Source organism: Streptomyces sp. NPDC048565, from assembly GCF_040650935.1.
Classification (GTDB): Bacteria; Actinomycetota; Actinomycetes; order Streptomycetales; family Streptomycetaceae; genus Streptomyces.
The window spans coordinates 77,128-94,229 of sequence record NZ_JBEZIH010000014.1; the positions used below are offsets into that span (position 1 = coordinate 77,128).

At 69.8% G+C, this 17,102-nt stretch carries 16 protein-coding genes and 2 tRNA genes; 10 read left to right on the forward strand and 8 right to left on the reverse strand.

What is annotated here, in order from left to right; translation table 11 throughout:
• Window positions 1-9: 9 nt before the first annotated feature.
• Window positions 10-570, reverse strand: a complete 561-nt coding sequence (locus AB0C75_RS18585) for a PPA1309 family protein (RefSeq protein WP_362892038.1) — start codon at window positions 568-570, stop codon at window positions 10-12.
• A 136-nt stretch (window positions 571-706) separates the two neighbouring features.
• Between AB0C75_RS18585 and AB0C75_RS18590 the strand changes: the two genes are divergently transcribed.
• From AB0C75_RS18590 to AB0C75_RS18605, 4 genes are all read left to right on the forward strand, one after another.
• Entirely contained in the window at window positions 707-3,628 is a 2,922-nt protein-coding gene (locus tag AB0C75_RS18590) for a UPF0182 family protein (RefSeq protein ID WP_362892228.1), read from the forward strand.
• Window positions 3,629-3,670: 42 nt separating this feature from the next.
• Window positions 3,671-3,744 (forward strand) — tRNA-Met (locus tag AB0C75_RS18595).
• A 211-nt stretch (window positions 3,745-3,955) separates the two neighbouring features.
• Window positions 3,956-6,076 (forward strand): sel1 repeat family protein, encoded by a 2,121-nt coding sequence (locus tag AB0C75_RS18600; RefSeq protein WP_362892040.1) that lies wholly within the window; start codon window positions 3,956-3,958, stop codon window positions 6,074-6,076.
• Between the two features lie 121 nt (window positions 6,077-6,197).
• Window positions 6,198-6,271, forward strand: a tRNA-Met gene (locus AB0C75_RS18605).
• A 106-nt stretch (window positions 6,272-6,377) separates the two neighbouring features.
• Here AB0C75_RS18605 and AB0C75_RS18610 read toward each other — a convergent pair.
• Window positions 6,378-6,797, reverse strand: a complete 420-nt coding sequence (locus AB0C75_RS18610; RefSeq protein WP_362892042.1) for a Fur family transcriptional regulator — start codon at window positions 6,795-6,797, stop codon at window positions 6,378-6,380.
• A 169-nt stretch (window positions 6,798-6,966) separates the two neighbouring features.
• Between AB0C75_RS18610 and AB0C75_RS18615 the strand changes: the two genes are divergently transcribed.
• A complete protein-coding gene (locus AB0C75_RS18615) occupies window positions 6,967-8,436 on the forward strand; it encodes a catalase (protein WP_362892230.1) in 1,470 nt (489 codons plus the stop codon).
• Between the two features lie 78 nt (window positions 8,437-8,514).
• On the opposite strand, the gene AB0C75_RS18620 is transcribed toward AB0C75_RS18615, so the two are convergent.
• The gene (locus AB0C75_RS18620; RefSeq protein ID WP_362892044.1) at window positions 8,515-8,916 is read right to left on the reverse strand and encodes a CBS domain-containing protein; all 402 of its coding nucleotides are present in this window, start codon (window positions 8,914-8,916) and stop codon (window positions 8,515-8,517) included.
• Window positions 8,917-9,049: 133 nt separating this feature from the next.
• Complete coding sequence (hisN, locus tag AB0C75_RS18625) at window positions 9,050-9,850, reverse strand: histidinol-phosphatase (protein WP_362892046.1); 801 nt, start codon at window positions 9,848-9,850, stop codon at window positions 9,050-9,052.
• A 125-nt stretch (window positions 9,851-9,975) separates the two neighbouring features.
• On the opposite strand from hisN, the gene AB0C75_RS18630 reads away from it, so the two are divergent.
• Window positions 9,976-10,587, forward strand: coding sequence for a TetR/AcrR family transcriptional regulator (locus AB0C75_RS18630; RefSeq protein WP_362892048.1), 612 nt, complete (start codon window positions 9,976-9,978; stop codon window positions 10,585-10,587).
• On the opposite strand, the gene AB0C75_RS18635 is transcribed toward AB0C75_RS18630, so the two are convergent.
• The 4 genes from AB0C75_RS18635 to AB0C75_RS18650 all read right to left on the reverse strand — a co-directional run bounded on the left by AB0C75_RS18635 (window position 10,517) and on the right by AB0C75_RS18650 (window position 14,184).
• Window positions 10,517-10,840 carry a multidrug efflux SMR transporter gene (locus tag AB0C75_RS18635; protein WP_362892050.1) on the reverse strand — a complete coding sequence of 108 codons (324 nt, stop codon included), beginning with the start codon at window positions 10,838-10,840 and terminating at the stop codon, window positions 10,517-10,519. The two genes, AB0C75_RS18630 and AB0C75_RS18635, sit on opposite strands and share 71 nt — an antisense overlap.
• A gap of 115 nt (window positions 10,841-10,955) precedes the next feature.
• On the reverse strand, window positions 10,956-11,972 hold the full coding sequence (rsgA, locus tag AB0C75_RS18640; protein ID WP_362892052.1) for a ribosome small subunit-dependent GTPase A: 1,017 nt from the start codon (window positions 11,970-11,972) through the stop codon (window positions 10,956-10,958).
• A 4-nt stretch (window positions 11,973-11,976) separates the two neighbouring features.
• Window positions 11,977-13,356 (reverse strand): 3-phosphoshikimate 1-carboxyvinyltransferase, encoded by a 1,380-nt coding sequence (gene aroA / locus AB0C75_RS18645; protein ID WP_362892054.1) that lies wholly within the window; start codon window positions 13,354-13,356, stop codon window positions 11,977-11,979.
• Between the two features lie 114 nt (window positions 13,357-13,470).
• On the reverse strand, window positions 13,471-14,184 hold the full coding sequence (locus AB0C75_RS18650; protein ID WP_362892056.1) for a M50 family metallopeptidase: 714 nt from the start codon (window positions 14,182-14,184) through the stop codon (window positions 13,471-13,473).
• A gap of 86 nt (window positions 14,185-14,270) precedes the next feature.
• On the opposite strand from AB0C75_RS18650, the gene AB0C75_RS18655 reads away from it, so the two are divergent.
• From AB0C75_RS18655 to rsrA, 4 genes are all read left to right on the forward strand, one after another.
• Window positions 14,271-15,086 carry an SOS response-associated peptidase gene (locus tag AB0C75_RS18655; RefSeq protein ID WP_362892058.1) on the forward strand — a complete coding sequence of 272 codons (816 nt, stop codon included), beginning with the start codon at window positions 14,271-14,273 and terminating at the stop codon, window positions 15,084-15,086.
• A gap of 18 nt (window positions 15,087-15,104) precedes the next feature.
• Window positions 15,105-15,758 (forward strand): alpha/beta family hydrolase, encoded by a 654-nt coding sequence (locus AB0C75_RS18660; protein ID WP_362892061.1) that lies wholly within the window; start codon window positions 15,105-15,107, stop codon window positions 15,756-15,758.
• A gap of 338 nt (window positions 15,759-16,096) precedes the next feature.
• On the forward strand, window positions 16,097-16,753 hold the full coding sequence (locus AB0C75_RS18665) for a sigma-70 family RNA polymerase sigma factor (protein ID WP_033298180.1): 657 nt from the start codon (window positions 16,097-16,099) through the stop codon (window positions 16,751-16,753).
• Entirely contained in the window at window positions 16,750-17,070 is a 321-nt protein-coding gene (gene rsrA, locus AB0C75_RS18670) for a mycothiol system anti-sigma-R factor (protein WP_099174563.1), read from the forward strand. The genes AB0C75_RS18665 and rsrA overlap by 4 nt, the downstream gene beginning before the upstream one ends.
• The last annotated feature ends 32 nt before the right edge of the window (window positions 17,071-17,102 follow it).

Consider the following 17,102-nt stretch of genomic DNA (forward strand, 5'->3'; position numbering starts at 1 on the left):
CCGGGGACGTCAGGACTCGAAGGTGGCCGCGAGCGCCTCGGCCAGCCCGGGAACAAGACCCGCGCCGGTCAGGACCTCGGTCGGGGAGTCCTTCTCCCGCAGGCGCACGGCGGAGTCCCGTGTCCCGTCCCGCAGCACCGCCACGGTCATTCGCACCTCCTGCCGGTCGGGATGCTCGGCGACCCACTTGGTCAGCTGGTCGTCGGTCAGCCCTTCGGGTACGGACGCCTCCGCCGACGGCGGCAGCATCAGCCGCTCGACCGTCATGGCGCAGCCGACCACGGCGTCGGGCCAGGCGATCGTGGCGAGGAATTCGTCCAGCGCGGTGCCTGCGGGGAGCTCCTCCTGCTCGACAGGGGTGAGGGTGGCGGTCGGGGACGCGGTGTCGTCGAGGCCGAGCTGGGCGGCGAGGCCCGGCTCCTGGGCGCGCAGCCGGGCGGTGTCGACCAGGGCGAACAGCCTGGCCGGCTGGTCCCAGCCGAGACCTGCGGCATAGGTGTCGATTTCGAGGACGGCGACGGTCAGTGGACTCGCGGCCATCGGAGGGCCTGAGGGGGAAACGTTGGGCATGCTCAATATCCTGCCTCCTTGGGCCCCGGGAACGGGAACTAGGTAAAGCCTCAGTAAGTTGCATAGGTGGGCTCTACGATCGCTGGGCCCGCTCCACACGACCGCGAACTTCGAGGTGCGCACGTTGGCTTTCCAGATGCCGGACCGCGGCGGAGGCCCGACCGGGCCACGGATCAGAGTCGGCCGCCCGTCCCGGCGCGTCCGTACCCTGCTCATGACATTGGGTGTCCTGGCGGTTCTCGCCATGGCGTTCGTCATGTTCTCGGGGTTCTGGACGGACTGGCTCTGGTACAGGTCGGTTGATTATTCGTCTGTCTTCACCACCACCCTGTGGACCAAGATCGGGCTGTTCCTCGTCTTCGGGCTGCTGATGGCCGTGGTCATCGGTGTGAACATCTGGCTCGCGCACCGGCTCAGGCCGCCGCTGAGCGCGATGTCGCTGGAGCAGCAGAGCCTTGACCGCTACCGGATGAGCATCGCCCCGTACAAGAAGTGGGTGCTGCTCGCGGTCACCGCGCTCATCGGGCTGATCGCCGGCGCCTCCGCGTCGGGCCAGTGGCGTACGTGGCTGATGTATGTCAACGGCGTGCCGTTCGGCCAGAAGGACCCCCAGTTCAAGCTGGACGTCTCCTTCTACTCCTTCGATCTGCCGTGGTACCGCTTCCTGCTCGGATTCGGCTTCGCCGCCGTGGTGCTGTCGCTGATCGCGGCGGCGCTGACCCACTACCTCTACGGCGGACTGCGGATCACGAGCCCCGGTGCACGGGCCACGGGGGCGGCCACCGGTCATCTCTCCGTGCTCCTGGGCGTCTTCGTCACGCTGAAGGCCGTGGCGTACTGGCTCGACCGGTACGGCCTGGCCGTGAAGTCCAGCGACTTCAAGGCCACGGACAACTGGACCGGCCTGCGCTACGTCGACGCCAACGCCTATCTGCCGGCGAAGACGATCCTGTTCTGCATCGCCGTCATCTGCGCGGTGCTCTTCTTCGCGACGCTCTGGCGGCGCACCTGGCAGCTGCCGGTGATCGGCTTCGGCCTGATGGTGCTCTCGGCGATCCTGATCGGCGGGCTCTACCCGGCGATCGTGCAGAAATTCCAGGTCCAGCCGAACGAGCAGGCCAAGGAAGCGCCGTTCATCCAGAAGAACATCGACGCGACGCGTGACGCCTACGACATCGACGACGCGAAGGTCGACGACTACGCGGGCACCAGCAAGTCCGACGACAGCACCAAGCTGAGGGCGAGCGCCGACTCCGCCGCCAGCTACCGCGTGATGGACCCGAACGTCGTCTCGCCCGCGTTCCAGCAGCTCCAGCAGAAGAGGAACTACTACCAGTTCCCCAAGACGCTGGACGTCGACCGCTACAAGGGTGAGGACGGCAAGGAGCAGGACACCGTCATCGGCCTGCGCGAGCTGAACCTCCAGGGCCTCCCCAAGCGGAACTGGATCAACGACCACTTCACGTACACCCACGGCTACGGCGTCATCGCGGCCCGGGGCACCACGACGGGCACCAACCCCTCGGGATCCCCCGACTTCACGGAGTCGGGCCTGCCCACCACCGGTGAGCTGGGCAAGTACGAGCAGCGCGTCTACTACGGCGAGAAGACCGAGCAGTACTCCATCGTCGGCGGGCCCCAGAAGGAGCTCGACTACGAGGAGGACGGCGAGAAGACCACCAGTTACAAGGGCGACAGCGGCGTCAGCCTCTCCAACGCCTTCAACCGGGCGGCCTACGCGGTGTCCTTCAGCGAGCCGCAGATCCTGTACTCCGGAGCCATCGGCGACGGTTCGCGGATCCTCTACAACCGCACGCCCAAGGAGCGCGTCGAGGCGGTGGCCCCCTGGCTGACCATCGACGGCGATGCCTATCCGGCGGTCGTGGACGGCCGGATCCAGTGGGTCGTCGACGCCTACACGACGACCAACGGCTACCCGTACGCCTCGCGTACGACGCTCGGTGACACCACGGCCGACTCGCTGACCACCAACCAGCGCGCGGTCGTCGCCCAGCAGAACCAGGTCAACTACATCCGGAACTCCGTGAAGGCCACCGTCGACGCGTACGACGGCAAGGTCAAGCTCTACGAATGGGACACCGAGGACCCGGTGCTCAAGACGTGGCGCAAGGCGTTCCCGGGCACGGTGGAGCCACGGGCCGACATCCCGAAGGAGCTCATGGACCACCTGCGCTACCCGCAGGATCTGTTCAAGGTCCAGCGTGAGCTGCTGACTCGGTACCACGTCGAGAACCCCGCGCAGTTCTACAGCGGCAGTGACGCCTGGCAGGTGCCGGACGACCCGACCAACAAGGAACCAGGGTCCGTTCCGCCGTACTACCTGAGCATGAAGATGCCGGACCAGGACGCGCAGAAGTTCTCCCTGACCACGACCTTCACCCCGAAGGGGCGCCCGAACCTGGGCGCCTTCATGGCGGTCGACGCGGACGCGGCCAGCAAGGACTACGGCACGATCAGACTCCTGAGAGTCACCAGTACGGTCAAGGGACCAGGCCAGGTACAGAGTGAGCTCAACGGTAACGACGACGTCGCCGAGTTCGTGAGAAACCTCAAGGGCACGGACTCGGACATCGAGTACGGCAATCTGCTGACCGTGCCACTCGACGGAGGTTTCCTCTACATCGAACCGGTCTATACGCGCGGTGGCACGCAGAACTACCCGCTGCTGCGCAAGGTGGCCGCCTCGTACGGGTCGAAGATCGTCTTCGAGAACAGCCTCGGAGAGGCGCTCAACGAGGTCTTCGGGGTCGACTCCGATACGACCACGCCACCGACGGAACCGGATGAGCCAGGCGACACCACGGAGCCACCGGCCACCGGGGAGGCCGCGCTGAAGAAGGCCATCGCGGACGCCCAGAAGGCGTACACGGCCGGCGAGGCGGCGCTCAAGGAGCAGGACTGGGAGGCCTACGGCAAGTCCCAGACCGATCTGCAGGAAGCCCTCGAGCGGGCCGCGGCGGCCCAGAAGAAGGGATCCGGCGGCTCCTCGGGAACCGAGGGCGCGGTGAAGCCGGAGGGCGACGACCAGGGCAGTTGAGAAAGTTCGACCCCGCGCCGTGATAGTGTTTCAACACAACGGCGCGGGGTGGAGCAGCTCGGTAGCTCGCTGGGCTCATAACCCAGAGGTCGCAGGTTCAAATCCTGTCCCCGCTACTAGAAGGTGAAGGCCCGGATCCTATGGGATCCGGGCCTTCGTCGTGCCGCGAGGCTTTTCTCAAGTTGTCGTAGTGAAGTGCGGTTCGCGGGGAACGAGTTGGACTCATTCGTGTTTCACTTGTCTCTCTGTGGGCATGTCGACAAAACGCCGAAGTGACTTCACTGGCCGCGGTATACCAGGTGTACGCGGGTTGCAGGTGGTGCGACGATGGTATTTATGGGGGACAGGGCAACTCTGTTGGAGACAGGGCGGTTTGTGCAGCGACGTGGCCGGACGGCGGATAACGTGGCAGATGCGGCATTCGCCGCTGCCCTGGCCGGGACCGCTGACCTCGCCGACGGCGCCTACGAGGCCGATGTCTTCACCGCGGGCATCGACGGCGCGGCCGACGCCGCCGCGAGAGCCGACACGGCCGATGACGCGTACGTCGCCGGGAACACCGACGCGGCAGATGCGGCAGACGCAGGGAACGCGGCGGGCTCGGCGGACACCGCCGACACGGCCGACACCACGGATGCCACGGATCACGCCGATGAGACCGAGGCGCGGCACCGGCGTGCCGCGGACGCCGGTGACACGGCGTCGATGAGCGTGCTGGGCGCCCTCCTGCTGCGTCGCGGCGACCTGGACGGCGCCGAGGTCCACCTGCGCGCGGCCACCGCCGAGGGCGACCGGGCGGCGGCCAACAACCTCGGCGTACTCCTCCACCAGAGGGGATACGCGGACGAGGCGGCCGGTTGGTGGCGCATCGCCGCCGTCGCCGGATCCGCCGCGGCCGCGCACGCCCTAGGCCGCCACTTCCGGGAGCGAGGCGACGAGCCCGGCGCCGAGTACTGGCTGTGCCAGTCCGCCGAGCAGGGGCACGCGCTGGGTGCGTACGCACTGGCCGACCTGCTGGAGCACCGTGGTGACGCGGGCGCCGAGCGCTGGCTGCGCGCCGCCGCTGAGCAGGGGCACAGGGAGGCCGCGTACCGCCTGGCGCGCACGATCGAGCGCAACGCCGTCGGTGACGCTCACGACGCCTTCGGTCTCGGCCGCGTCGTGAGCGAGAACCGCGCGAGGCTCGGCACCGGTGCGCCGGCGAAGCCGGACAGCCCCGTCGCCGGTCCCGACTCAGGACGCGTCGGCGAGGCCGAGCAGTGGTTCCGCCAGGCCGCGGCGCGCGGTCACCGCCGTGCCGCCCTGCACCTCGGCGCCATCCTCGAACAGCGCGGCGAGCTGAAGGAGGCCGGCCGCTGGTATCTCACCGCGGCCAAGGACGGCGAGCCCCGGGCGGCCTGCGCCCTCGGCTTCCTGCTGCGCGACGCGGGCGACGTGGAGAGCGCGGCCGTGTGGTGGCTGCGCGCCGCCCAGGACGGCGACGGCAACGCCGCCAACGCCCTGGGGGCCCTGCATGCGGCCAGGGGTGAGCAGCAGACCGCTGAGCGCTGGTACCGCGCCGCCACGGATGCGGGCGACGTCAACGGCGCGTACAACCTCGGTCTGCTCTGCGCCGCCCAGGACCGGATCCCGCAGGCCGAGCAGTGGTACCGCAGGGCCGCCTACGCAGGGCACCGTGAGGCGGCCAACGCGCTGGCCGTGCTGCTGCTCCAGGCCGGGGACGCGACCGGGGCCGAGCCCTGGTTCTCCAAGGCGGCGGAGGCAGGCAGTGTGGACGCCGCCTTCAACCTCGGCATCCTGCACGCCGGACGGGACGAGGACCGCACGGCGCTCGGCTGGTACGAGCGGGCGGCGGCGGCAGGGCACACCGATGCCGCGCTCCAGGTCGGCATGGCCCTGCTGCGCGACGGCGATGAGCGGGAAGCCGAGCGCCATCTGCGGTGCGCCGCGGGCGGCGGCAGCGCCGAGGCCGCCTTCCGGCTCGCGGGCGTTCTCGACCTGCGCCAGCCGGCGCCGGGGCCTCCCGCGCTGGGAGAGGCGATGCCGGAGAAGACCGAGTGCGAGGAGTGGTACGAGCGGGCGGCCGAGCAGGGCCACCGCCGCGCCCAGGTCAGGGCGGGGATGCTCGCGGCAGCGCGCGGTGACATGGCGAGCGCCGCACGCTGGTACCGCGAGGCCGCGGAGTCGGGCAGCCGCAACGGGGCCTTCAACCTCGGTCTGCTCCTCGCCCGTGAGGGCAGCGAGCGCGAGGCGGCCCTGTGGTGGAGCCGCGCCGCAAACGACGGGCACGGCCGTGCCGCCCTGCGCCTCGCGCTGCTCTCCGCGCGCAGGGGTGAGCTGACCGAGGGGCAGCGCTGGTGCGCCCGTGCGGTGGAGCTGGGGCCCGCGGAGGTCGCCGAGCGGGCCGCCCGGCTGCTGGAGGCGCTGCATCAGGAGCTCACCGCGTGACCAGGGCCGGCCGGTCCACGGGCGGGTCGGTCCAGGGGCCGGCCGGTCCAGGGGGAATGGGTGTCCGGCGAATGAATTTGCTCCGGCCGGTGCGGGTACCGTAGAGTTGCAATCACAACGGCGCGGGGTGGAGCAGCTCGGTAGCTCGCTGGGCTCATAACCCAGAGGTCGCAGGTTCAAATCCTGTCCCCGCTACTGAAAGACAGAGGCCCGGATCCTTCCAAGGATCCGGGCCTCTGTCGTATGCCCCCGCAAACATCGCCCGCCCCGAGGCCATGTCGGCGCAGGGGCGGGTACGGCCTCAGGCGGTGGCGGCGCAGTTCGGGCAGATGCCGCGGTAGGTCACCTCGACCTCCGATACGGCGAAGCCGAAGCGCTCGTCGTCCGGCAGGTCCGCCAGTGGATTGCCGGCCGGGTGGACGTCCTTGATCGCTCCGCAGCGCCCGCACACCAGGTGGTGGTGGGGGCGGTGGGCGTTCGGGTCGTACCGCTTCGCCCGGCGGTCGGTGGAGACCTCGATGACCTCGCCGAGGGACACCATCTCGCCCAGCGTGTTGTACACGGTCGCGCGGGAGATCTCGGGGAGGCGGTCGACGGCCCTCGCGTGGACCTCGTCCGCGGTGAGATGCACATGGTCCCCTTCGAGCACCTCAGCCACCACGCGCCGCTGTGCCGTCATGCGCCAGCCACGTCCACGAAGTCGTTCCAGGAGGTCACTCATGGGGCCCAGCCTAACAGTGGAGGGGCCCGAGTCCCGAGTCGATGTGACTTTAGATGTCAGCTTGACTTGGACTAAGTCCATTGTAGGATCGGTAACGAACTGGCCAGGACAGGCCCCGGTCGTGCACGCGGCCGAGAACACCCCGCACAGGAAAGACGCTGTGCGGAATTTGACGCAGGAGGCGCGCGTGACCCAGGGACCGCTCACCACGGAGGCCGGCGCTCCGGTGGCCGACAATCAGAACAGCGAGACCGCCGGCCCGGGTGGACCGGTTCTCGTCCAGGACCAGGCGCTCATGGAGAAGCTCGCCCACTTCAACCGTGAGCGCATCCCGGAGCGCGTCGTCCACGCCCGTGGCGCCGGTGCGTACGGCACCTTCACGCCGACCCGGGACGTCTCGCAGTGGACGCGGGCGAAGTTCCTCTCGGAGGTCGGCAAGCAGACCGAGACCTTCCTGCGCTTCTCCACCGTGGCGGGCAACCTCGGCTCCGCCGACGCGGCGCGTGACCCCCGAGGCTGGGCGCTGAAGTTCTACACCGAAGAGGGCAACTACGACCTCGTCGGCAACAACACCCCGGTGTTCTTCATCCGGGACGCCATCAAGTTCCCCGACTTCATCCACACCCAGAAGCGCGACCCGTACACCGGATCGCAGGAGGCGGACAACGTCTGGGACTTCTGGGGTCTGTCGCCCGAGTCCACGCACCAGGTGACCTGGCTCTTCGGTGACCGCGGCATCCCGGCCTCGTACCGGCACATGGACGGCTTCGGCTCGCACACCTACCAGTGGAACAACGAGGCCGGAGAGGTCTTCTGGGTCAAGTACCACTTCAAGACCGACCAGGGCATCAAGAACCTCACCGCCGACGAGGCCGCCCGCCTCTCCGGGGTGGACCCGGACAGTCACCAGCGCGACCTGCGCGAGTCCATCGAGCGCGGTGACTTCCCGACCTGGACGGTGCAGGTCCAGATCATGCCGGCGGCGGAGGCGGCCACGTACCGCTTCAACCCCTTCGACCTGACCAAGGTGTGGCCGCACGCGGACTACCCGCCGATCGAGATCGGCAAGCTGGAGCTCAACCGCAACCCGGACAACGTCTTCGCCGAGGTCGAGCAGTCGATCTTCAGCCCGTCGCACTTCGTGCCCGGCATCGGCCCGTCCCCCGACAAGATGCTCCAGGGCCGTCTCTTCGCGTACGGCGACGCCCACCGCTACCGCGTCGGCATCAACGCCGACCACCTGCCGGTGAACCGCCCGCACGCCACCGAGGCGCGGACCCACAGCCGTGACGGCTACCTCTACGACGGCCGTCACAAGGGTGCGAAGAACTACGAGCCCAACAGCTTCGGCGGTCCGGTCCAGACGGACCGGCCGCTCTGGGAGCCGGTCCCGGTCACGGGCGGCACCGGCAACCATGTGACGCCGGTCCACACCGAGGACGACGACTTCGTGCAGGCAGGCAACCTCTACCGGCTGATGACAGAAGAGGAGAAGGACCGGCTGATCGACAACCTCTCCGGGTTCATCTCCAAGGTCTCGCGCGACGACATCGCCGAGCGCGCGATCGACAACTTCCGTCAGGCCGACGGAGACTTCGGCAAGCGGCTGGAAGCCGCGGTCCAGGCCCTGCGCGGCTAGGCCAGGCGCTTGCCGTCGGTGGCGGGCCGGATTCCCGGGAGGTCCCTCTCCCGGGAATCCGGCCCGCCGTTCTGTCGGTCAGACGGTCATCTCGGCGCGTGGGCGCCGCACCGGTGCCCAGCACCTGATGATGTCGCGCACCGAGACGATGCCCACGGGGCCGTCGCCGTCCAGCACGATCAGATGGCGGAAACCGCCGTGTGTCATGGCGCCGGCGGCCTCCTCCAGGGTCCAGACGGGAGAGGCGAAGACGACGTCGGTGGTGGTGTGGGTGGACGCGGTCTCGGTATCGGGATCAAGCCCCGCGCCGACGGCGTCGAGGATGTCGCGCTCGGTGATGATGCCGAGACCGCAGGTGTCCGGGTCGTGGACGACAGCTGCTCCGACCCGGCGCGCCGACATCAGCCGGGCCGCCTGACGGAGCGTGTGGGCCGGGCCGATGCTGAGGACCAGGGTGCTCATGGCGTCACGGACAAGCATGCGGGGAGCCACCTCCTTGGCGAAGTGATCTGCGAGAGCCTCTTCGTGAGGCGATTCACAAGTTCACAAGTGGGGGGACTTTTAGAGTCGCACCCGGGGAGGGGCTCAACAAGAGGGTGGACGCCTTCGAACTTCAGTACCGTTGGTTGAGATAGCCGAGCAGCTCGTCGTGGAGCAGGCCGTTGGACGCGGCCGCGTTGCCGCCGCCCGGTCCGGAGACCCCGTCGAGGCTGGTGAAGAGACCGCCCGCCTCCTGGACGATGATCGCGTTCGCCGCCATGTCCCAGAGGGAGAGCTCAGGTTCCGCACAGATGTCCACCGAGCCCTCGGCGACCATCATGTACGGCCAGAAGTCGCCGTAACCGCGCGTGCGCCAGACGGCCCGCGTCAGATCCATGAAGCCGTCCAGGCGGCCCTGCTCCTCCCAGCCGGTCATCGAGGCGTAGGCGAAGGAGGAGTCCGCGATGCGCTCGACCTTCGACACATGCAGCCGGGTCGCGGACGTCAGGCTGCGGCCGGAGAAGGCGCCGGCGCCCTTGGCCGCCCACCAGCGGCGGTTCAGCGCGGGTGCCGACACGACGCCGACCACCGGCTGGAAGCCGTTCTCGCCGGCCTCCATCAACGAGATCAGGGTCGCCCAGACGGGGACACCCCGTACGTAGTTCTTGGTGCCGTCGATCGGGTCGACGACCCAGCGCCGCGGGCCGGTGCCCTCGATGCCGTACTCCTCGCCCAGGATCGCGTCGCGTGGACGTGCCCGGTGCAGGTGCCCACGGATCAGCTCCTCCGCGTTCTTGTCGGCCTCGCTCACCGGCGTCATGTCCGGCTTGGTCTCGACCTTGAGGTCCAGAGCCTTGAAGCGGTCCATCGTCGCCGCGTCGGCGGCGTCCGCCAGGACGTGGGCCAGGCGCAGATCATCGTGGTAGTCGGGCATGCCGTCACAGTATCCACCGCCACCTGCCCGGGCTACACGGCCCCGCTCCCGCGGCGCGCGGACCCTTGACAGCGTCCCTGGGCGCGTCGACTCTGACCGGCAGGTCCCCGGCGTGGGAGGCGACGATGCCATCGGCGCGAGAAGCACTGCTGGACTCCGCGCATGCGGCGCTCCGCACCCGGCCCTGGACGGCCGTGCGCATGGTCGACGTGGCGGCCGGTGCCGGGTTCTCCCGGCAGACCCTCTACAACGAGTTCGGGAGCAAGGACGGTCTGGCCCGCGCACTGATCCGGCGCGCGGCCGACGGCTATCTGGCCGGCGTGGAACGGACCCTTGTCGCCGACCGGGCCCGAGGGGACGGGCCGGCGGAGCTCGCCCGCTGGACGGTCCGCGCGGCCCGTTCGAACGTCCTGGTCAAGGCCCTGCTCACGGGCGTCTGGGGCGAGCACCTGCCCGGACCGGGAGAGCGGCCTCCCGCCGGGAGGTGCGCAGGTGCGGCACTGCCCACGCCTGTCGAGCTGCTCACGCTGGTGCGGGACAGGGCCGTGGCCGCGCTGGGGGAAGGACCGTCGCCACGCGATCCGGCGGAGCTGGAGCTGATCTGTGAGATCGCGCTCAGGCTCGCCCTCTCCTACGCACTGGTGCCCGCGGGCCCCGTGCCGGGGCTCATTGCGCCGAGCCGGACAGCTGAAGTCCGATCACGCCGACGATCACCAGTGAGATCGACACCAGCTTGAGCGTGGAGACCACGTCGTCGAGGAAGACCATCCCGTAGATCGCGGTCCCCGCCGCTCCGATGCCCGTCCACACCGCGTACGCCGGGCCGACGTCGAGCTTCTTGAGGGCCAGGGTCAGCAGACCGAAGCTGCCGAGGGCGAACGCACAGAAGGCGACCGTCGGCCAGAGCCGGGTGAATCCGTGCGAAAGCTTCAGACACACGGCGAAGCCGGTCTCCAGCAGGCCGGCGACCACGATCAGCAACCACGCCATCGTCAGGTGCCTCCCACGTAGGTGATGCTTCGTTTGCGCTTGCGCGATTATGCCCTTACCAGGCGCGGGAGGGCGCAAACGTGCGTGTTCGGCGGTGGCGTGCGCCGTCGTGGCCTCAGTCTCCCTCGCGCCGCTCGCGGGTGGCGAGCAGTCTGCGCAGCGAGTCGAGCCGCGCCGGATCGGCGTGCCCGTCGGCGACCCACGCGTCCAGGGCGCACTCCGGCTCCTGACCGTCGTGCGTGCAGCCGCGCGGACAGTTCTCCGTGCCGGGCTGCAGATCGGGAAAGGCGTTGATGACCCGCGAGGGGTCGACGTGGTGCAGCCCGAACGACCGCACGCCCGGAGTGTCGACCACCCAGCCCCGGCCGTCCGGCAGTGGCAGGGCGAGCGCCGACGTGGTGGTGTGCCGGCCGCGCCCCGTGACGGCGTTGACCAAGCCGGTCGTACGTCGCCGGTCCTTCGGTACCAGGGCGTTGACCAGCGTCGTCTTGCCGACCCCGGAGTGTCCGACGAAGGCGGTCACCCGGTCGTTCAGCAGCTCCCGCACCCGGTCGGCGGCGTCCCCGTCCTCCAGCTCCTCGCGGCTGGTCACGATGTAGGGGACACCCAGCGGGGTGTACGCCTCCAGCAGTTGGTCGGCGGGGGCGAGGTCGGACTTGGTCAGCACCAGGAGCGGGGTGAGCCCGCCGTCGTACGCCGCGACCAGACAGCGGTCGATCATGCGGGGGCGTGGTTCGGGGTCCGCGAGCGCGGTGACGATGGCCAGCTGGTCGGCGTTGGCGACGACCACCCGCTCGAACGGATCGTCGTCGTCCGCCGTTCGGCGGAGCACCGACGTGCGTGCCCCGATCCGCACGATGCGCGCGAGGGTGTCCTTGTCGCCCGAGAGGTCGCCCACCAGGGAGACCCGGTCGCCCACCACGGCGGCCTTGCGGCCCAGTTCACGTGCCTTCATGGCCGTGACAGCGCGGTCGTCGACCAGGCAGGTGAGCCTGCCCCGGTCGACGGTGAGGACCATGCCGTCCTGGGCGTCCTCGTGCTTGGGGCGTGTGTGTGTACGGGGCCGGTTGCCCTTGGGGTTGGGGCGGACGCGGATGTCGTCCTCGTCGGGGTTCTTCCCGTAGCGGCGCATGCCCTCAGACCCCGCGCCGGCCGGCCGGGGTGCCGGGCGCACCGGCCGTCACGCCGACGGCACCGGAGGGTTCCCCGAGCATGCCGGTCCACATGTCGGCGAAGTCCGGCAGGGTCTTGGCCGTCGTGCCGATGTTCTCGATCTCCACCCCGGCCACGGCGAGGCCAATGATCGCGCCCGCCGTCGCCATTCGGTGGTCGTCGTACGTGTGGAAGGTGCCGCCGTGCAGCGGCCGGGGCTCGATGTGCAGACCGTCGGCGGTCTCCGTGACGTCGCCGCCGAGTGCGTTGATCTCCTTGGTGAGCGCCGCCAGCCGGTCCGTCTCGTGCAGCCGCAGGTGGGCGACGCCGCTCAGGGTGGACGGGGAGTCGGCGAGGGCCGCGAGTGCCGCGATGCCCGGGGTCAGCTCACCGACCTCGCTCAGGTCGACGTCGATGCCGTGGACCGAGCCCGAGCCCCTGAAGGTGAGGCCGCGCTCGGTCAGCTCGCACGCGCCACCCATTGCGGTGAAGATCTCGCGCAGCGCGTCACCCGGCTGGGTGGTACGCACCGGCCAGTCGGGGATGGTGACCCGGCCGCCGGTCACCAGCGCGGCGGCCAGGAACGGCTGGGCGTTGGAGAGGTCGGGCTCGACGGTCAGATCGCGGCCCAGCAGGGCGGAGGGGGAGACCCGCCAGACATCGGGCTCACCGCCCGACTCCGGCTCGTCGACCTGGGCGCCGACCGAGCGCAGCATGTCGACGGTCATCCGGATGTGCGGCATCGAGGGCAGCGCCGAGCCGGTGTGGCGCACCTCCACGCCCTGGTTGAACCGGGGCGCGGACAGCAGCAGCGCGGACACGAACTGGGAGGACGAGGAGGCGTCGATGGACACCGGGCCGCCGTCCAGCGCGCCCGCTCCGTGCACGGTCAGCGGCAGCGTCCCCCGGCCGTCGTCGTCGATCCGGGCGCCCAGCGACTTGAGCGCTCCGATCACGCCGTGCAGGGGCCGCTCGTAGGACCGCGGGTCCCCGTCGAAGTGGACGGGGCCGTCCGCGAGGCAGGCCACGGGCGGCAGGAAGCGCATCACCGTGCCCGCGTTGCCCACGTCCACCTGGGCCGGACCGTGCAGACCCGCGGGGATGACCCGCCAGGCCTCGCCCGAGCCGTCCGGGCCGACGCCCTCCTCGATACCGACGCCCATCGCGCGGAGCGCCTGGGCCATCAGCAGGGTGTCCCGGGAGCGCAGCGGGCGGCGCAGCCAGCCCGGCTCGGAGGACAGCGAGGCGAGGACCAGGGCGCGATTGGTGACCGACTTCGATCCGGGCACGGTGACGGTCGCGTTGACGGCCCCGGTCGCTCGGGGGGCGGGCCAGAGGGCAGGGTGCACGGAACTTTCGGTCATGGGCCTTACTTTAGTGGCTCAGCGCAAACCCAGATCCTGAACAAATGGGCCGAAACCGGCACGTAATACAAGGGTGGTAGGGGCGGCCGCCCGCGCTCGCCCGCTCGCCTGTTCTCACAGCCCGAGGAGCCAGCGCCCTCCGCCGATCAGCGAGCAGAGCGACACCGCGTGGAAGAGGAAGAGCCATATCGGGGCCGGTGCGTGCGTCAGCCGGGCCAGCTGGTCCGCGTCGGAGTCGGAGGCACCGCCGTACCGGCGCTTGGACTGCAGCTCGAAGGCCGGGCGCACGCCGCCGAGCAGCAGGAACCAGACCACGGTGTACGCGAACGCCGACTGGACGTCGGCCGAGGTCAGCCAGGAGACCAGCAGGAAGGTCGTACCCGTGAGGATGACCGTCAGCGCCCCGTACAGATTGCGGATCATCACCAGCATCACCGCCAGGAGTGCGGTCGCCAGCCACAGGAGCAGCGTGATCCGGCCGTTGGTCAGCAGCCAGGCGCCGCCGAGCCCCAGCAGCGGTGGCGCCGTGTAGCCGGAAGCGGCGGTCAGGATCATGCCGATGCCGGTGGGCTTGCCGCGGCTGACGGTGAGGCCGCTGGTGTCCGAGTGCAGCCGGATACCGGACAGCTGCCGCCCGGTGAGCAGAGCGACAAGGCCGTGCCCGCCCTCGTGCGCGATGGTGATCGCGTTGCGGGAGAGTCGCCATATGAGGTTCGGCACCACCGCGATGAGCGCCGCCGTGGCCGTGACGACCACCAGCCACTGCTCCGGGGCGGGCTGGGTTCCGAATACGCGATCCCAGAGATCGCCGAGGTCGGTGCTGTCCATGGTGCGGGCGGCTCCTTGCAGGTGCTCGAGCAGGTCTTGAGGAATGGGCATCCACTCGACCGGCGGGTCGTGGCAGTCTGGCACTTATGTGCGGACGGTATGCAGCGAGCCGACGGCCGGAAGATCTGACCGGGCTCTTCGGTGTGGAGAAGTGGGAACCGACGGAGACCTTGGCGCCCGACTGGAATGTCGCGCCGACCAAGGAGGTCTACGCGGTGTTGGACCGTCCTGTGAAGGACGCCGATGACCAGCGGCCGGTTCGCCAGTTGCGTGCCCTGAAATGGGGGCTCGTGCCGTCCTGGTCGAAGACGCCCGAGGGTGGCGCCCGGATGATCAACGCCCGAGCGGAGACCGTCCACGAGAAGCCGTCCTTCCGCCGGCCCTTCGTGTCTAGGCGCTGCATCCTTCCCGCCGACGGCTACTACGAGTGGGTCACCGGGGCCGACGAGCGCCAACTGGAGGAGAAGGGGAAGAGGAAGCGGCCCCGCAAGCAGCCGTACTTCGTGACCCCCGCCGACGGCTCCGTCTTCGCCATGGCCGGGCTGTACGAGTTCTGGCGCGACCGGACCCTCCCCGACGACCATCCGGCGGCCTGGTGGGTGACCTGCTCGGTGATCACCACCGAGGCGGAGACGACCCCGCTCGCCGTCGCCCCCGCCGATGGGCCCGCTTCGCTCTCAGACATCCACCCCCGGATGCCCCTGATGCTGCCCCCTGACCGCTGGGACGACTGGCTCGACCCGTCGCACACCGACATCGAGGAGCTGAAGGCGCTGCTGGAGCCGCCCCCCGGCGGACTGATGCGCGCCTATCCGGTGGCCACCGCCGTCAGCAACGTCCGCAACAACGGCCCCGAACTTCTGGAGGAGCTGGCCGCGCCTGAGGTGAGCACGCTCTTCTGACCCGGCAGGATGGGTGCGATGAGCCGTACAGCAGCGACAGCACGCAGGACAGAGAGTGTCGGCACGGATGCCGGAGAGGCCAGGATCACCTGGTACCCCGCGCAGGGGGCCCGTCTGGTGCTCGCCGTCAGCCATGGGGCGGGAGGCGGCATCGAGGCCCGTGACCTCCAGGGCCTGGCCGCCGTGCTGCCGGGCCACCGGGTGACCGTGGCGCTGGTGGAGCAGCCCTGGCGGGTGGCCGGGAAGAAGCTGGCGCCGGCGCCACGGACCCTGGACACCGGCTGGCGCGGGCTGTGGCCCGCGCTGACGGCCCCCGGGCTTCCCGTCGTCGCCGGGGGACGCAGCGCGGGGGCGCGGGTGGCCTGCCGTACGGCCGCGGAGCTCGGCGCCCACGCGGTGCTCGCCCTGAGCTTCCCCCTGCATCCCCCGGGCAAGCCGGAGAAGTCCCGTGCGGACGAGCTGCTCGGCGCGGGCGTCCCCACGCTCGTGGTGCAGGGCGGCCGCGACCCGTTCGGGCGGCCGGAGGAGTTCCCGCCGGGGGAGCACGGGCTCTTCGAGGTGCCGTACGCGGATCATGGCTTCGCCGTACCGAAGAAGGCGCCGCTGACCGTGGATCAGGCCATGGACCTCCTCGTCGGCGCGGTGGCCGATTGGCTGGACGGGCTCTCCTGACCACGTTGCCCCGCTCACACTCCCGGCGGCCCGCACAGGCCTGGGAATGCGCCGTGGGAGGCGGCTGTTGTGACTGATGTCGGTACAACGCCGATGTCGGTATGCCGCCGGTGGCGGCAAGCGCAGTCGTACGTGGAGAGGGAGTCCGTCGCATGGGTTCGACCATCTGCCCGAGCCGCTCGAACGCCGCAGGACTGGAGTGGACGGTGCTTCACGCGGCCAAGAGCACTCCGGCGCGCGCCCCGGGCGGAGCCGATCGACAGCCCGCTCAGAAGCAAGGTCGACTATTCTCCGAGGCGAGCGGGTCCGGTTTCGGCTCCGCGACAGCGTTGGAGGAGGTGGGTCCGGTCACAGGGACCGACACAGGGACCGACGACGGCCGTGCGCAGGAGACGACCGCCGAGCGCAACGCGCGCTTCGAGCGGGACGCCCTCGGATATCTGGACCAGATGTACTCGGCCGCGCTGCGCATGACGCGCAACCCCGCGGATGCCGAGGACCTGGTCCAGGAGACCTACGCCAAGGCGTACGGCTCCTTCCACCAGTTCCGTGAGGGCACCAACCTCAAGGCGTGGATGTACCGCATCCTCACCAACACGTTCATCAACTCGTACCGCAAGAAGCAGCGCGAACCCCAGCGGAGTGCCGCCGAGGAGATCGAGGACTGGCAGCTGGCGCGTGCGGAGTCGCACATGTCGACCGGTCTGCGCTCGGCGGAGTCCCAGGCCCTTGACCACCTTCCGGACTCCGATGTGAAGTCCGCCCTGCAGTCGATCCCCGAAGAGTTCCGCATCGCCGTGTATCTCGCCGATGTAGAGGGCTTTGCCTACAAGGAGATCGCGGACATCATGGGGACACCCATCGGTACGGTGATGTCCCGGCTGCACCGGGGACGCCGCCAGCTGCGCGGCATGCTCGAGGACTACGCGCGCGAGCGCGGGCTCGTCCCGGCCGGAGCCGGTGAGTCGGACGACAGGAAAGGCTCGGCCTCATGAGCTGCGGAGAGCCGCACGAGACGGACTGCTCAGAGGTTCTCGATCATCTCTACGAGTTTCTCGACCATGAGATGCCCGAGGGCGACTGCACCAAATTCGAGGTGCACTTCGAGGAGTGCTCCCCGTGCCTGGAGAAGTACGGCCTCGAACAGGCCGTGAAGAAGCTGGTCAAGCGCTGCTGCGGACAGGACGACGTCCCGGCCGACCTGCGCTCGAAGGTGATGGGACGGATCGACCTGATCCGTTCCGGGCACGCCGTGCCCGAGCAGGACGTGGCCTTGGGCGGCGCCGACCGTCCGGCCGCGGCCGCGGAGTGACGGCTCCCGCCGCTCCGCGCGCCGAACGCTGA

What these genes read in the sequence shown, in the direction of transcription:
- AB0C75_RS18620 (WP_362892044.1), bottom strand. Translation starts at nt 8,916, where the DNA reads ATGCTTGTCCGTGACGCCATGAGCACCCTGGTCCTCAGCATCGGCCCG.
- AB0C75_RS18590 (WP_362892228.1), top strand. Translation starts at nt 707, where the DNA reads ATGCCGGACCGCGGCGGAGGCCCGACCGGGCCACGGATCAGAGTCGGC.
- rsrA (WP_099174563.1), top strand. Translation starts at nt 16,750, where the DNA reads ATGAGCTGCGGAGAGCCGCACGAGACGGACTGCTCAGAGGTTCTCGAT.
- hisN (WP_362892046.1), bottom strand. Translation starts at nt 9,850, where the DNA reads ATGCCCGACTACCACGATGATCTGCGCCTGGCCCACGTCCTGGCGGAC.
- AB0C75_RS18585 (WP_362892038.1), bottom strand. Translation starts at nt 570, where the DNA reads ATGCCCAACGTTTCCCCCTCAGGCCCTCCGATGGCCGCGAGTCCACTG.
- AB0C75_RS18610 (WP_362892042.1), bottom strand. Translation starts at nt 6,797, where the DNA reads ATGAGTGACCTCCTGGAACGACTTCGTGGACGTGGCTGGCGCATGACG.
- AB0C75_RS18635 (WP_362892050.1), bottom strand. Translation starts at nt 10,840, where the DNA reads ATGGCGTGGTTGCTGATCGTGGTCGCCGGCCTGCTGGAGACCGGCTTC.
- AB0C75_RS18600 (WP_362892040.1), top strand. Translation starts at nt 3,956, where the DNA reads ATGGTATTTATGGGGGACAGGGCAACTCTGTTGGAGACAGGGCGGTTT.
- aroA (WP_362892054.1), bottom strand. Translation starts at nt 13,356, where the DNA reads ATGACCGAAAGTTCCGTGCACCCTGCCCTCTGGCCCGCCCCCCGAGCG.
- AB0C75_RS18630 (WP_362892048.1), top strand. Translation starts at nt 9,976, where the DNA reads ATGCCATCGGCGCGAGAAGCACTGCTGGACTCCGCGCATGCGGCGCTC.
- AB0C75_RS18660 (WP_362892061.1), top strand. Translation starts at nt 15,105, where the DNA reads ATGAGCCGTACAGCAGCGACAGCACGCAGGACAGAGAGTGTCGGCACG.
- AB0C75_RS18650 (WP_362892056.1), bottom strand. Translation starts at nt 14,184, where the DNA reads ATGGACAGCACCGACCTCGGCGATCTCTGGGATCGCGTATTCGGAACC.
- AB0C75_RS18655 (WP_362892058.1), top strand. Translation starts at nt 14,271, where the DNA reads ATGTGCGGACGGTATGCAGCGAGCCGACGGCCGGAAGATCTGACCGGG.
- rsgA (WP_362892052.1), bottom strand. Translation starts at nt 11,972, where the DNA reads ATGCGCCGCTACGGGAAGAACCCCGACGAGGACGACATCCGCGTCCGC.